The 14,375-nt window shown below is 62.4% G+C and carries 15 protein-coding genes; 8 read left to right on the top strand and 7 right to left on the bottom strand.

Annotation, left to right across the window (positions count from 1 at the left end; genetic code table 11):
- Window positions 1-8 precede the first annotated feature (8 nt).
- The gene (locus tag OX460_RS00440; protein WP_289897272.1) at window positions 9-3,146 is read right to left on the bottom strand and encodes an EAL domain-containing protein; all 3,138 of its coding nucleotides are present in this window, start codon (window positions 3,144-3,146) and stop codon (window positions 9-11) included.
- A gap of 259 nt (window positions 3,147-3,405) precedes the next feature.
- Between OX460_RS00440 and OX460_RS00435 the strand changes: the two genes are divergently transcribed.
- Entirely contained in the window at window positions 3,406-3,912 is a 507-nt protein-coding gene (locus tag OX460_RS00435; protein ID WP_034779265.1) for a DUF1993 domain-containing protein, read from the top strand.
- A 79-nt stretch (window positions 3,913-3,991) separates the two neighbouring features.
- Here the strand turns inward: OX460_RS00435 and OX460_RS00430 are convergent, their stop codons facing one another.
- Together OX460_RS00430 and OX460_RS00425 are read right to left on the bottom strand one after the other, a co-directional pair.
- Window positions 3,992-4,186, bottom strand: coding sequence for a DUF1289 domain-containing protein (locus OX460_RS00430; RefSeq protein WP_034779267.1), 195 nt, complete (start codon window positions 4,184-4,186; stop codon window positions 3,992-3,994).
- Window positions 4,186-4,758 (bottom strand): DUF1415 domain-containing protein, encoded by a 573-nt coding sequence (locus OX460_RS00425; protein ID WP_099667253.1) that lies wholly within the window; start codon window positions 4,756-4,758, stop codon window positions 4,186-4,188. The genes OX460_RS00430 and OX460_RS00425 overlap by 1 nt, the downstream gene beginning before the upstream one ends.
- 338 nt (window positions 4,759-5,096) lie before the next feature.
- Between OX460_RS00425 and OX460_RS00420 the strand changes: the two genes are divergently transcribed.
- From OX460_RS00420 to OX460_RS00400, 5 genes are all read left to right on the top strand, one after another.
- Entirely contained in the window at window positions 5,097-6,509 is a 1,413-nt protein-coding gene (locus OX460_RS00420) for a transglycosylase SLT domain-containing protein (RefSeq protein WP_034779271.1), read from the top strand.
- A 103-nt stretch (window positions 6,510-6,612) separates the two neighbouring features.
- Window positions 6,613-7,401, top strand: a complete 789-nt coding sequence (gene fabI / locus OX460_RS00415; RefSeq protein ID WP_219136789.1) for an enoyl-ACP reductase FabI — start codon at window positions 6,613-6,615, stop codon at window positions 7,399-7,401.
- A gap of 72 nt (window positions 7,402-7,473) precedes the next feature.
- Complete coding sequence (locus OX460_RS00410) at window positions 7,474-7,752, top strand: hypothetical protein (protein WP_251351586.1); 279 nt, start codon at window positions 7,474-7,476, stop codon at window positions 7,750-7,752.
- 5 nt (window positions 7,753-7,757) lie between these two features.
- Window positions 7,758-8,279, top strand: a complete 522-nt coding sequence (locus tag OX460_RS00405) for an AlpA family phage regulatory protein (RefSeq protein ID WP_289897271.1) — start codon at window positions 7,758-7,760, stop codon at window positions 8,277-8,279.
- Window positions 8,280-8,662: 383 nt separating this feature from the next.
- Window positions 8,663-10,069, top strand: coding sequence for a DEAD/DEAH box helicase (locus OX460_RS00400; RefSeq protein WP_071322891.1), 1,407 nt, complete (start codon window positions 8,663-8,665; stop codon window positions 10,067-10,069).
- An 85-nt stretch (window positions 10,070-10,154) separates the two neighbouring features.
- Here the strand turns inward: OX460_RS00400 and OX460_RS00395 are convergent, their stop codons facing one another.
- From OX460_RS00395 to OX460_RS00380, 4 genes are all read right to left on the bottom strand, one after another.
- A complete protein-coding gene (locus OX460_RS00395; RefSeq protein ID WP_071326331.1) occupies window positions 10,155-10,613 on the bottom strand; it encodes an acyl-CoA thioesterase in 459 nt (152 codons plus the stop codon).
- Window positions 10,614-10,697: 84 nt separating this feature from the next.
- A complete protein-coding gene (locus OX460_RS00390) occupies window positions 10,698-11,066 on the bottom strand; it encodes a hypothetical protein (protein ID WP_099667251.1) in 369 nt (122 codons plus the stop codon).
- 129 nt (window positions 11,067-11,195) lie between these two features.
- A complete protein-coding gene (locus tag OX460_RS00385) occupies window positions 11,196-11,321 on the bottom strand; it encodes a hypothetical protein (RefSeq protein ID WP_257218939.1) in 126 nt (41 codons plus the stop codon).
- A gap of 244 nt (window positions 11,322-11,565) precedes the next feature.
- On the bottom strand, window positions 11,566-11,739 hold the full coding sequence (locus tag OX460_RS00380) for a hypothetical protein (RefSeq protein ID WP_162835752.1): 174 nt from the start codon (window positions 11,737-11,739) through the stop codon (window positions 11,566-11,568).
- 135 nt (window positions 11,740-11,874) lie between these two features.
- Between OX460_RS00380 and OX460_RS00375 the strand changes: the two genes are divergently transcribed.
- Together OX460_RS00375 and OX460_RS00370 are read left to right on the top strand one after the other, a co-directional pair.
- Window positions 11,875-13,107, top strand: coding sequence for a glycosyltransferase (locus tag OX460_RS00375; RefSeq protein ID WP_289897270.1), 1,233 nt, complete (start codon window positions 11,875-11,877; stop codon window positions 13,105-13,107).
- Window positions 13,108-13,296: 189 nt separating this feature from the next.
- The gene (locus OX460_RS00370) at window positions 13,297-14,274 is read left to right on the top strand and encodes an EDSAP-1 family PEP-CTERM protein (protein WP_289897269.1); all 978 of its coding nucleotides are present in this window, start codon (window positions 13,297-13,299) and stop codon (window positions 14,272-14,274) included.
- The last annotated feature ends 101 nt before the right edge of the window (window positions 14,275-14,375 follow it).

The raw sequence follows: 14,375 nt of genomic DNA, 5'->3' as shown, positions 1-14,375 counted from the left end.
GATACCCTTTAATTGGTTAGTGGTTGATCCAGCGGATCGGTCCAGCGCTCCAGCATATCCTGTGCCAGCACCGGACGGCTATAAAAATAACCTTGCGCCAGCTTGCAGCCATGGCGCAGCAGGAAGGCGGCCTGCTCTTCCGTCTCCACGCCTTCGGCAATCACGGACAATTGCATGCTCTTGCCCAGCTGGATGATGGCGATCGCGATCGCCTCGTCGTTGACGTCCGTCGAGATATCCTTGATGAAGGAGCGGTCGATCTTCAGCGTCTGCACGGGCAACTGCTTCAGATACGCGAGCGAGGAATAGCCGGTGCCGAAATCGTCGATGGCCAGGCCCACGCCGATGGCGTGCAAATCGTTGATGAAGCCCAGCGCGTCGCCCGTGTTCATGATCACCGATTCCGTCACTTCCAGCTGCAGGCGCTGCGGCTCCAGGCCCGTTTCCGTCAGGATGTCGGCCACCATGCCGGCGATGCTGCCCCGCTCGAACTGTTTTACGGACAGATTCACGGCCATCTTCGGCACGTGCAAGCCCTGCGCCTGCCAGCGCATCATCTGGCGGCACGCCTCGTCGAGCACCCATTTGCCCAGCTGGTTGATGAAACCGCTGTCCTCGGCCAGCGGAATGAAGCGGGCCGGCGGCACCAGGCCCAGTTCCGGATGGTTCCAGCGTACCAGCGCCTCGACGCCGACCAGGCGGCCCGTGTCGATTTCCACCTGCGGCTGGTAATTCAGGAACATCTCGTTTTTCTCGATCGAACGACGCAAAAAGGTTTCCAGGCGCAGGCGCTCGACGCCTTCGCCCGTCATCGACGGCGCATAGAAGCGGTAGCCGTTGCGCCCGCGCGCCTTGGCCTGGTACATGGCCACGTCGGCATTGCGGATCAACATGTTCAAGTCCAGCGCATCGTCCGGATACAGGCTGATGCCCACGCTGCAGGTGACGAACAGTTCATGGTCGGCCACCGTGAAGGGCTGGTCGAACATGGTCATCAACTTTTCCGCCACTTGCGTCGCACCGTACTCGCCGTCGACGCGTTCGAGCAGGACGATGAATTCATCGCCGCCCAGGCGCGCCAGGGTGTCGCCTTCGCGCAGGCGGGCCGCCAGCTGGCCGGCCACCTTTTGCAGCAATTCGTCGCCCACATGGTGGCCCAGGGTGTCATTGACGTTCTTGAAGCGGTCCAGGTCGATGAACAGCACGGCCAGCTGCTCCTGGTCGCGCGCGGCGCGCAGCAAGGCGTGCTGCAGGCGGTCGTGGAACAGCAGGCGGTTCGGCAGCGCCGTCAGCGGGTCGTGGTGGGCCATGTGGTCGAGCTTTTCCTGCGACTCCTTGATCAGGGTGATGTCGCTGAACACGCCCACGTAATGCGTGGTGGTGGCGTGCGTGTCGCGCACGGCGCTGATGGTCAGCCACTCCAGGTACAGTTCGCCGTTCTTGCGCTGGTGCCAGATTTCGCCGCGCCAGAAACCGCTGGCCTTCAATTCATCCCACATGGCCTGGTAAAACGCCGCATCGTGGCGCGCCGAGCGGGTCAGCGACGAGTGCTGGCCCACCGCTTCGGTCTCGGTATAGCCGGTGATCTGCGTGAAGGCGGGATTGACGGTGACGATGATGCCGCTGGCATCGACCACCATCACGCCGTCGGCGATATGTTCGAGCACGGTGGCCGACAGGCGCAGCTTTTCCTCGGCTTCCTTGCGCGCCGTGATGTCGGCATACACCCAGATGCTGCCTTCATTGGGGCGCAGCGGATCGAGCGCGCAGCCGCTGACCAGCGCCCAGAACAGGCTGCCGTCGCGCCGCTTGTACTGGCGCTCCTCGCTGAAATCGCCGCCCTGGGCCAGCGCCGGATACTGGCGCTCGCCCGCATCCTCGAAGTCATACGCACTCGCAAACACGATGGACGTCGAACGCCCCGTCATCTCGGCATGGTCGTAGCCGAACAGCTCTTCGCAGCGGCGATTGACGGAAATGATACGGCGGTGACGCACGAACATCACGCCGAACATCACGTTATCGAGAATCGCGCTCTGCTCCGTCAGCAGCGCTTCGATGCGCATCTCGTGGTGCTTGCGCTGGCTGATGTCGGCAATGATGCCGTCGACCCAGATGACGCCCTGCTCGCCCGCCTGCGGCTGGCCATTCTCGGCCACCCAGCGTTCGATGCCGAAAGCGTCGATGATGCGGTATTCCAGCGCATACGGCCGTACCTCGGCCACCGCCTGGCGCACGGCGCGGCGGTGCTCGCGGCGGTCTTCCGGGCAGATCAGGTCGGCCCAGGCATGCGTGGTGCCGCGCATGAACTGGCGCGCCGAATAGCCGGAAATTTCCTCGATGGCGTCGCTGACGAAATCGATGGGGCCGTCGGGCCGGTAGCGGAAGACGGCGCCCGGCACCTGCGTGACGATGGTGCGGAAGCGCTCTTCGCGCTGGCCCACGTCCTCGAACAGCTGACCGATGGCCGCGCGCATTTGCTCGAGCTGGGCCGTCAGGCGCCCCAGTTCGTCATTGCTGTGCGAAGCCAGGGGCGTGTCGAAATCGCCGTGCGACAGGCGGTCGGAAAAGCGCGTCAGGCGGCGCAGGGGTTTCAACAGGCGGCGGTTCAGGAACAGCACGATCAGCGCCATCGACACGGCCAGCTGTGCGCCCAGCACGAAAATATAGGAGATCTGCTTTTCGCGCAGCTCCTGCTGGCTGCGCGCATCGTCCATTTCGACGACGACGTGACCGATGCGTTCGCCGCGCACGAGGATGTCGCGCTCGGCGCGGTACAGATTGCCCACGGGGCGTTGCGGCGCCCGCAGGCGGATGAATTCCGTGTCGCCCTGCCCCAGCACCTTCACCAGCAGCACGGAGCGGTCGCGCATCACCGACTCGACCAGCGAGTGGGCCGATTCCGCATTCATGTTCCACAGCGACTCCTGCATGCCCAGCGCCAGGATGTCGGCATTGCGCTGCAAGGCCTCGTTCAGGCTGGTGCGCGCCGACTGGCGCTCATGCACGCCGACCAGCACGTAGCTGCCGAAGATGGCGGGCACGACCAGTCCGCCAAAGACCACCAGCAGCAAGGCGCCATAGATCGACGAGCCATACAGCACGCGCAGGCTGGCGCGCAGGCGCTGAGAAGGTGAATTAAACATGCGGCGACAGGGCAACAGGGATCAGGCGGGCGATCATTGACTTTACAGGGGAATCGGGTGGCGAGGCGGGACGAATCTTTATCAGGAGCAATTATGCATGCAAAAAGCGGGAAAAGTCACCAACAAACACGCGCCGGCGGCTACCTGATGTCATATAAACAGGGTTGAAAAACCACACGCATGCCGGCGCGCCAGGCCGGCGCCAGCAGAAAAGCGCGCAGCTTGCTATCATCGCGCCACTTTACCTAGAGGAACCATCATGACCTTCTCCATCTACTCCGCTTCGATCCCCGTCTTCAAACAGATCCTGGGCAGCCTGGCCGCCATCCTGGACAAGGCGGAAACGCACGCGCAAGACAAGAAAATCGACCCGAACGCCCTGCTGCAATTCCGCCTGTTCCCGGACATGCTGCCGTTCGTGCGCCAGATCCAGATCGCCACCGACTTCGCCAAGGGCTGCGGCGCGCGCCTGGCCGGCGTGGCCGTGCCACCGTATGAAGACAGCGAACAGAGCTTTGCTGAGCTGAAAGCGCGCATCGTGAAAACCATCGCCTTCCTGGAAAGCCTGCCGCAGGCGGACATCGACGGCAGCGAAACGCGCGCCATCACCACCGGCAGCGGCGAAAAGACCAAGCATTTCACGGGCCAGACCTATCTGTTCCACTACGCGCTGCCGCACTTCTTCTTCCACGCCACGACGGCGTACGACATCCTGCGCCACAATGGCATCGAAGTGGGCAAAAAAGATTTTATTGGTAGTTATTGATCGCTAGCGCTGAAATATGGGGTCAGACCCGTCGGGTCTGACCCCAGCATTTGCCGCTGGGTTCGGCAACACAAACACGTCATGTATTCCTGCGCGGATACCCTTGCGCCAGGATGCGCACCCACACCACTTCCTTCTCTTCATCCGTCATCGACACCCAGTGGGCCACTTCCACCACGCTGCGGCCGCAGCCGCGGCAGATTTCATCGAAGGTTGTCGAGCACACGGCCACGCAGGGCGTATCGGGACGCGGCGGCAATTCCTTGTCCGCCATCAGGATACCTTCGGCAAGCCGAGCTTTTCCCAGCCTTCAGTGCCCAGCGCTTCCAGTGTGGCAATATTCTTGTCGAAAATTTCCGATGCTTCCGGGAATGCCTCGACGGCGCGCTCGATGCTGTCTTCGCGCAGCAAATGCAGGGTCGGGTACGGCGAACGGTTGGTGTAGTTGCTGATGTCGTCCTCGAACGTCTCGGCAAACTGATAGGCAGGGTGAAAACTGGCCACTTGCAGTTCGCCCGCCAGGTGCATGTCTTCCACGGCCGCGTCGGCCACATCGAGGAACTCGTTGTAGTCGAGGAAATCGTTCAGGGTATATGGATGGATCAGCAAGGTCGTGTCGATCTGCTCGGGATCCGTGTCGGCCAGGATTTGCAGCTCGTCCATCAGCAGCGCCAGCAAATCTTCCGGATTGCTCGATTCGCACACCACGTAGCGGATCTGCTTCTTGACGTGCACGGCCTTGGCGAACGGGCACAGGTTCAGGCCGATCACGGCCTTTTCCAGCCAGGCAACGGTATTGGCGATGATGACGGCGTTGTCGTCGTCGTGGCGCGTCGGGGTGTTCATATACTTAACTCTCTATCAATATGGCGGCCGGCAGCCGAATGGCCGGCCAAAGCCAAATTGTACGCACTTTTGCGCAGCCTCATGCCCGGCGCTGTCCAGGCTTGCGCCAGCCTCTTCGCCATGTATGCTATAACAGCGGCCGAATCACGCATTGGACAAATTAAATTTGCAATAATGACAGCATTTGCGAATGGAAACTCAGCCGTATCCCACTTATTGCCGCTTATTTCCTGTCATCATGCTGACATAATTCTTGACTCCTGCATGTGGATATACGTACACTCGCTGCTTGATCATGGGTCTGTCCGATGTTTCTCCGACGACAACAATGGAACACTATGCACGAAAACTCCTTTAAATCTACCGTCCTGGCGGCGTTGGCACTGGCGCTTGCGCCCGCCCTCAGCCAGGCGTACGAAGCCGGTGTTGAGAGCGATAACGCGCCAGTCGCCGCCGCTGCACCTGCCCTGATCCCGATGACCGCCCAGGTCACGGCGAAACTCCCCACCCTCGACAACCGCCTGCAAAAGACCGACCGGCTGCTGAAAAACCTCAGCGACAATTCCGATCCGCTGCGCGAAGCCGACGTCTGGGGCCGCATCCGCAGCGGCTATGCGATTCCCGACATCAACAACCAGCTGGTGGCCAATCACGTCAACTGGTACGCCACCCGCCCCGACTACATCGCCCGCACGACGGCGCGCGCTTCGCGCTACATCTTCCACGTGGTGCAGGAACTGGAAAAGCGCGGCATGCCGACGGAACTGGCCTTGCTGCCGTTCATCGAGTCCGCCTTCAACCCGCAAGCGTTCTCCAGCGCCAATGCGGCCGGCATGTGGCAATTCGTGCCCGCCACGGGACGCGATTTCAACCTCAAGCAAAACATGTTCAAGGACGAGCGCCGCGGCGTGCTGGCCTCGACCGATGCGGCCCTGACGTACCTGCAGCGCCTGTATGACATGTTTGGCGACTGGCAACTGGCCCTGGCCGCCTACAACTGGGGCGAAGGCTCGGTGCAGCGGGCCATCAAGAAAAACCAGGCGCTGGGCAAGCCGACCGACTTCGAAAGCCTGGCCGACCTGATGCCGGCCGAAACGCGCAACTACGTGCCCAAGCTGCAAGCGGTGAAAAACATCATCGCCAATCCGGCCCAGTTCGGCCTGACCCTGCCCGTGGTCGACAACCAGCCCTACTTCACGGCCATCGACAAGACCAGCGACATCGACATCACCGTCGCCGCCCAGCTGGCCGAACTGTCGATGGATGAATTCAAGGCCTTGAATCCGCAATTTAACCGCCCCGTCATCATCGGCGGCGAAAAGACCAAGATTCTGTTGCCACAGGAAAACGCCGCCAAGTTCACCACCAACCTGGCGCAATGGGGCCACGCCTTGTCGAGCTGGACGACGCACAAGATCACCAATGCGCGCGAACGCATCGAAACGCTGGCGTCGAAATTCGGCACCACGGCCGACGTGCTGCGCCAGGCCAACAATATTCCGCAGCGCACCAGCCTGCGCGCCGGCTCCACCATCCTCGTGCCGAAAACTTCGGCCACGATGAACAAGGACATCACCCAGGAAATCGCCGACAGCGCCACCATGCTGCTGGAAGCGGACCGTCCGGAACGGGCCGCCAAGGCATTGCGCCGCGCCGCCAAGGGAGGCAAGGTGCAAGCCGCGCCAATTTCCCTGGTGAAACCACGCATCCAGCGCGGCGGCGGCAACAGTCGCGCCAAGGCCCGTCACTGATCGCCTGAGCTGTATTGACCTACCTCACCGGCCGCCACAGCCTTGCTGTCGCGGCCGGTTGCACATCCGCCTTACCCGCCCACCCACCCAGACAGGAGTCGTCATGGCTTTCTTGCAAGGCAAAAAAATCCTCATCACGGGCTTGCTGTCGAACCGTTCCATCGCCTACGGCATCGCCAAGGCTTGCCACCGCGAAGGCGCCACCCTCGCCTTCACCTATGTGGGCGAACGCTTCAAGGAGCGCATCACGGAATTTGCGGCGGAATTCGGCAGCGAACTGGTCTTCGACTGCGACGTGTCCAGCGATGAACAGATCAGCGCCGTCTTCAGCGACCTGGCGCAGCACTGGGAACACCTCGATGGCCTGGTGCACGCCATCGGCTTTGCGCCGCGCGAAGCGATCGCCGGCGACTTCCTCGACGGCCTGTCGCGCGACAGTTTCCGCATCGCGCACGACATTTCCGCCTACAGCTTTCCCGCCATGGCCAAGGCCGCCCTGCCCCTGCTGCATCCGGGCGCTTCGGTGCTGACCCTGACCTACCTGGGCGCCGTGCGCGCCGTGCCCTACTACAACACCATGGGCCTGGCCAAGGCGTCGCTGGAAGCGTCCGTGCGCTACCTGGCCGAATCGCTGGGCCCGCGCGGTATCCGCGCCAACGGCATCTCGGCCGGCCCCATCAAGACCCTGGCCGCGTCCGGCATCAAGGATTTCAGCAAGCTGCTGGGTTTTGTGGCCGAACACGCCCCGCTGCGGCGCAACGTCACCATCGAGGAAGTGGGCAACACGGCCGCCTTCCTGCTGTCCGACCTGGCTTCCGGCATCACGGGCGAGATTACCTACGTCGATGGCGGCTTTTCGCAAGTGATGGCCGTCAATCCCGAAGTAGAGTAATGCGGTGGCGGCCGATATTCTGCGGTTGTCACTTGACAACCACAGAATATCGACCTACATTGGAGGCATCGCATGGCGCGCTCCCCGCACCCGAAGAAGGACATCGAAGCGGCGCTGCGCCACGCGGAAAACCAGGGCTGGCGCGTGGAAGTGGGTGGCAGCCATGCCTGGGGCAAGATCTACTGCCCCTACAACGATGCCAGCTGCCGCTGCGGCGAATTCTGCATCGCCTGCATCTGGAGCACGCCGAAAAATCCCGGCAACCATGCGCAGGCGATACGGCGGGTGGTCGACAATTGCACTTTCAATAAGCTGATACACGACTGCATGCAACGCAAATCCAGGGGATAGCCATCATGGATTACATCTTTACTCTCAAATACCGCCTGCCCGACAACGAAACCGACCTCGATGCGCTGGCCGAGCGCCTGGGCGGCGGCGGTTGCGACGATGCCCTGGCCGGCATCGGGCAAGCGGGCCGCCTGGCGCTGGAATTCACGCGCGAGGCCAGCAATGCCAGCGAAGCACTGCTGAGCGCCATGGCCGATGTGAAAGCCATCGTGCCCGGGGCCGTGCTGGCCGAGGCCGCCCCCGACTTCGTGGGACTGACGGACGTGGCGCAAGTGCTGGGCTTGTCTCGCCAAAACCTGCACAAGCTGATGAACAAACACCGCCACAGCTTCCCCGCGCCCGTGCATGAGGGCAGCGCCACCATCTGGCACCTGGCCGACGTGCTGGCCTGGCTGCAGGCCAAGGGGACTTACCAGCTGGAACGCAGCCTGGTCGACGTGGCGCAAGCGGCCCGGCAAATCAACCTGGCCAGGGAAACGCGACAGGCGCCGCCGCTGCCCGCCGGCCTCATGGCCATGCTCCATTAAACGGAAGAAAACTACGTATTCTTACTGATTTCACATAGGAAACATGAGCAAAACGTGGTAGGACTGTCGTTTCTTCCCATTTAAGCCGTGCAAAACGGCAGCAAATACGGTATAGTGTCGTTGTGCGCTGCAATATGTTTCCTTGAAGCGATGGCAACACCGCAGTTACATGCACTACAAACTTAGCAGCTTCGCAAGCCTTAGCGCATCCACAGGATGCCGCTTAATAAAGCCCTCCCGCCTTGTGTGTCGCACCTGACACCGTCCCGGCGCAAAGCTTTTGTGCCGAAATTTCTTTCTAGTTGAGTCATTTCGTTTTGGTTGGCGTTGCTATTTTGCGTTCTGCTTTTTGCAAGAACGCTGATTTTCACGAAAGAAAAAGAATGACATTTGAATCCTTAGGCCTGCATCCGTCCATCCTCGCCGCTCTGACCGAATCGGGCTACACCGCGCCAACCGCGGTACAGTCGCAAGCGATTCCAGCCGCGATTGAAGGCCGTGACCTGCTGGTCTCGTCGCAGACCGGTTCGGGCAAGACCGCAGCATTCATGCTGCCGTCGCTGCACAAACTGGCCAGCGCCGAACAAAGCGCCGCCGGCAAGACGCCAAACCAGGAAATGCAAGCATCGCGCGCCCGCGGCGAGCGTCCACGCTTCAAGGCTGCCCAGCCAAAAATGCTGGTGCTGACGCCGACGCGCGAACTGGCCCTGCAAGTGACCACCAACACCGACAAGTACAGCACCGGCATCCGCCGCATCAAGGCTGTGTCGATCCTGGGCGGCATGCCTTACCCTAAACAGATGCAATTGCTGGCCAAGAATCCCGAGATTCTGGTCGCGACCCCTGGCCGTTTGATCGACCACATGGACTCGGGCAAGATCGACTTCTCGCAACTGGAAATCCTGGTGCTGGACGAAGCCGACCGCATGCTGGACATGGGTTTCATCGACGACATCGAAAAGATCGTCGAAGCGACGCCGGAAGGCCGTCAAACCATGCTGTTCTCGGCAACGCTGGATGGCGTGGTCGGCAACATGGCCCGCCGCATCACGAAAAACCCGCTGGTCATCCAGGTGGCAAGCTCGAGCAACAAGCATGAAAACATCACGCAGCGCGTCCACTTCGTCGACGACCTGTCGCACAAGAATCGCCTGCTGGACCACCTGCTGCGCGACGAAACCTTGGACCAGGCTGTTGTGTTCACCGCCACCAAGCGTGACGCCGACACCATCGCCGACCGTCTGAACATCGCCGGTTTCTCGGCTGCCGCCTTGCACGGCGACATGCATCAGGGCGCGCGTAACCGCACCCTGGACGGCATGCGCCGCGGCCAGGTCAAAGTGCTGGTTGCCACCGACGTTGCCGCCCGCGGTATTGACGTGCCAACGATCACCCACGTGTTCAACTACGATCTGCCGAAGTTCCCGGAAGACTACGTCCACCGCATCGGCCGTACCGGCCGCGCTGGCCGCAATGGCCTGGCCATCTCGCTGGTGAACCACGCTGAAGGCATGAACGTCAAGCGCATCGAACGCTTCACCAAGCAATTGATCCCGGTCAATGTCATCGAAGGTTTCGAGCCAAAGAAAACGGCATCGGCACCACGTTCGAGCGCCCGTCCAGGCGGCTGGAAACCAGGCGACAACCGTGGCGGCGCGAAGCCAGGCCAACGCACGTTCAGCAAGCCGGGCGCACCGCGTAAAGACGGCGCACCAAGCACCGGCGGCGGCTACAAGGGTTCGAACCCGCGCAGCACCGACGGCGCACGCCGCAGCTACGGCGACCGTTAATCACGGTTTGCCATTGCCTCTAGGCATGCAATGAAAAACGGCCACCAGATCGCTCTGGTGGCCGTTTTTTTATGCCCGCAACGCTTTATTTCTTCGACACTTTCTGGCGCGACAGCTTGCGCAGCTTGGCCTGCTCGAAGCGCACCTGCTGCTCCGGTGTCTCCAGCGCCAGCGGCGGCACGGCCACGGGCTTGCGATTGGCATCCACGGCCACCATCGTGAAATAACAGCTGTTGGCGTGGCGCACCAGGCGCTGCTGGATGTTTTCCGTCACCACGCGGATACCCACCTCCATCGACGTCGTGCCCGTGTAATTGATCGACGCCAGGAACGTCACCAGTTCGCCCACGTGGATAGGCTGCAGGAACATCACCTGGTCCACCGACAGGGTGACCACATAGCTGCCCGAATAGCGGCTGGCGCAGGCATAGGCAACGCTGTCGAGGTATTTCAGGATGGTGCCGCCGTGCACGTTACCGGAAAAGTTGGCCATATCGGGCGTCATCAAGACCGTCATCGTCAGTTCGTGGGCCGACCAGTTCATCGCGCTGTCCAAAGTGTTCTCCAAAGGGGAAATAAGAAAAAGGGGGAGGATGTGAAAACCGGCCCCAGGGGCCGGTTGCGGGGCTTACAGGCCCAGGGTGTCGATATCGGCCAGCGAGTCGCGGCCCTTGTCGGAAATGTCGTGGCCCTCGCCTTCGGCGCGCGCCACGATGTGGGCTTTCTTGCCCAGGAAGTAAGCCACGTCCGAGTCCAGCTTGGTCAGCGGATCGGTGGCGACGGCGCGCAGCCCCATGATGCAGCGGCGCAGGAACAGCAGTTGTTGTGCTTTCTCGGTGATGGACAAACGGCCATCGCGTGCATAGCTGAGCAGCTTCAGGCCGGACAGGCGCTTGGCATTGCGGGCAACGCAAGCGCTGGGGCGCTCGGTCTTGATGCCGCGTGCAACTTGCTCCAGCGCGTCATATTCATCGGTCGTTAATTTCTCGTTCTTCATTACTTTTCCATAAAAGGCCAGGTGTTCGGCCCCCATGGTACGCGCCCCGCTGCGCATCGGCAACAGGCAACGTGAATCTACCGCCGCCCGCCAGGCGGCCAGGCGGCGGAAACACGGGCGTGACGACCGTTATTTGTAGCTGCGCAGCAGCAGCCATGCCAGGCCGCAACCCGCCACGGCGCCCGCCAGGGCCAGCGCCACGAGGTTTTTGCTGGTGATCACAGGGCGCCGGCCCAGGTAAATTTTGTTATGCAAGGAATTGCCCACGATGGTCTCCTGTACAAGAATTTTTATGATGTCTCATTATAAGAACAGAATCGTGACGGCCGCATGACACTCGACAGTTAGAGCTTGATTTGTATCCACCCGGCAACATTTATTGGCGTTTTTGTTGTTTAAATGGCGTGGCGCTGGCGGCCACCGCGCAGTCCATTTCCGATCGGAAATAAACGCGGCGCGCCCCTCCCCAACCGCCATGACGGCGGCGCACCGCGCCCCGTCACTGCATTTTCACGGGCGGTGGCGGCGGCGTCGGCTCCTCGACGGGCACGGGCTCGATATGGGGCGGCGTTTCCGGCGGCGGCGTGACGGGATCGCCTTCCGGCGGTGGCGGCATATCGGGTTCGGGCGTGCTGTGCGCACGCAACAGGGCAGGACGGAATTGTGTTTGCATATGACCTCCTTTACCCCACTCTAGCCGATGCGGCCAAATCCTGGCGCCCGCCAGTGGCAAGCCGCTGCGGGAACTAAACGGCGCGGCGCCACTCCAACCTGACAGGTCTCTCACCTGCGAATGCAAGCAATCCCCATGGCGCGCAAGAAAATCCTCTTTATGGCCGAGGCAGTGACCCTGGCCCACGTCGGCCGCCCCCTGAGCCTGGCCCAGGGACTCGACGAGGACAAATATGAGGTGCATTTTGCCTGCGCCGATGGCTATGACTTTTGCTTCAAGCACGCGCCCTTTCGCCGCTGGCGCATCGACAGTATTTCATCGCTGCAATTCCTGCAGGCCTTGGCGCACGGCAAGCCCGTCTACACGGAAAGCACCCTGCACGCATATGTGGAAGACGACTTGCGCCTGCTCAATACCGTCCAGCCCGATCTCGTGATCGGCGACTTCCGCCTGTCGCTGTCCGTCAGCGCGCGCCTGCAGCGCATTCCCTACCTCACCGTCAGCAATGCCTACTGGAGTCCGTACGTGCGCCAGCACTACACGGTGCCCAGCCTGCCCCTCACCAGCCTGCTGCCCATCTGGCTGGCAGCGCCCCTGTTCCGCCTGATCCGCCCGCTGGCCTTCGCCTCGCATGCCGTGCCCCTGAACCGCGTGCGCCGCCGCCATGGCCTGCCGTCGCTGGGCAGCGACCTGCGGCGCATCTATACGGATGCGGACCGCACCTTGTACGCGGATATTCCGCAACTGTTCCCGCCGCACGCCATGCCGTCCACGCACGACTACCTGGGCCCCATCATCTGGGCGCCGCCGCTCGACTTGCCGGACTGGTGGCAGCGCCCGGAACTGAGCAGTGGACGGCCCATCATCTACGTCACCCTGGGCAGTTCCGGCCAGGGGCAATTGCTGCCGCGCGTGCTGCACGCGCTGGCGCCCCTGCCCGTCACCGTATTGGCGGCCACGGCCGGCACCAGCCGCGTCGATGCCGTGCCGCCGAATGCCCACGTCGCGCCCTTCTTGCCGGGCGACGCGGCGGCCCGGCGCGCCAGCCTGGTGATCTGCAACGGCGGCAGCCCCACCAGCCAGCAGGCGCTGACGGCAGGCGTGCCCGTCATCGGCATCGCCGGCAACCTCGACCAATTCCTCAACATGCACGGCATCGCGGGGACCGGCGCCGGCCTGCTGCTGCGCGCCGACCGCTTCCAGGAAACCGCCCTGCACCATGCCGCCACGCGCATGCTCGACGATGGCCGGGCCAGGCTGGCGGCGCGTCAGCTGGCCACGGCCATGCGCAACTATGTGCCAGGGCAACGCTTGCTGCCCCATCTGCACGCCCTGCTGGGGCTTTCGCCGCAAGGCGGCCAGCCTTGACGGGCTGGCGTCGGCTTTTCTTACAGAGAGTCCGGCAACACCTGCAGCACGTCAACAAAAGCACGCCAAGTCCTTGATTTCAAAAGAACCTCATGCGTTGGCATGGAAGTCGCTTAAGTCTGGCCATGAGCACCTGCAGACAGGACTCAGGCAACACTTCCAGACTCACTCAACCACGAGGTGAATACAATGAAACTCTCGAAACTGAAACTGCTTCCGGCCGCGGCCGCACTGACCATGTTGTGCGCCGCCGGTAGCGCACAGGCGGGCGCCTACGGCTACGCCTACAACAACATCTTCGGCTTGCAGATCGTCGCCGCCACGGGCTCGATCACCGCCCTGAACAGCACCACGATCTCGCGCGCCACGGCCACCCTGAATGGCGTCAGCGTCATTAATGGCGGCCCCGGCCTGCTCGACTCGCCCCGCGCCGCCATCGGCGCCGTGACCAAAGGGGAAAACAATTTCACGCAACAAGGTGCCTCGGGCAACTACTCGCGCGGCGATGCGCAGATCGTCAGCACGCAGTTTCCCTCGTTCCCGCCCGGCTCCACCTCCACGCAGGCGGTAAACGTGGCCGAGGCCCACCTGGCCGGCCCTGCCGGCACGGCCGACGCGTCCGGCCGCAACGGCTCGACCACGGGCTTCTCCGTCAACTTCGTCGTCGGTTCGCCCACGGCAACGCTGAGCTTTGACTTCTTCTCCTCGCCATTCATGCAAGTCTTCCTGCAAAGCACAGTGGGACAACTGTCCACCGCGACGGCCAACCTGGTGATGACCATCACCATCACCAACTCGGCCGGCGCGACCGTCTTCAACTGGACACCCGATGGCGTCGTCGGCTCCGGCATCTTCGGTGGCACGGAAAACGCCGATGCGGCCAACCTGAACACCGGCCTGGCGACCAACTTCCTGACGCGCGGCAACCTGTTTACGTATAACCCCACCGGTTGCGGTACGCCTGGCGGCACCGGCGTGGGCACGACTTGCGGCGGCAACTTCAACGCCGTCAGCAATGCCCTCGCGGCCGGCAACTACACCTTGACCTTGAATGCGGTGGAGAGCGTGGACCTGGTCAAACAGGCGCCGGAACCGGGCACCTTGGCGCTGCTGGGCCTGGGCCTGGCCGGCCTGGGCTATGCCAGCCGCCGCAAAGTCAGCGCCTGAACCAGGCAACAGGGGGATGCACAGGCGAGGGAGTTTCCTCGCCTTTTTCATGTGGCAAGCCTGTCGGTTTTCCTTACAACCCGGCCGACCAGGAGATGAGG

Origin of the sequence: Janthinobacterium sp. SUN033 (assembly GCF_030397595.1) — a bacterium.
Taxonomy (GTDB): domain Bacteria; phylum Pseudomonadota; class Gammaproteobacteria; order Burkholderiales; family Burkholderiaceae_D; genus Janthinobacterium; species Janthinobacterium kumbetense.
Note: the sequence above shows the minus strand (reverse complement) of the source record. Positions and strands in the feature narration are given on the sequence as shown.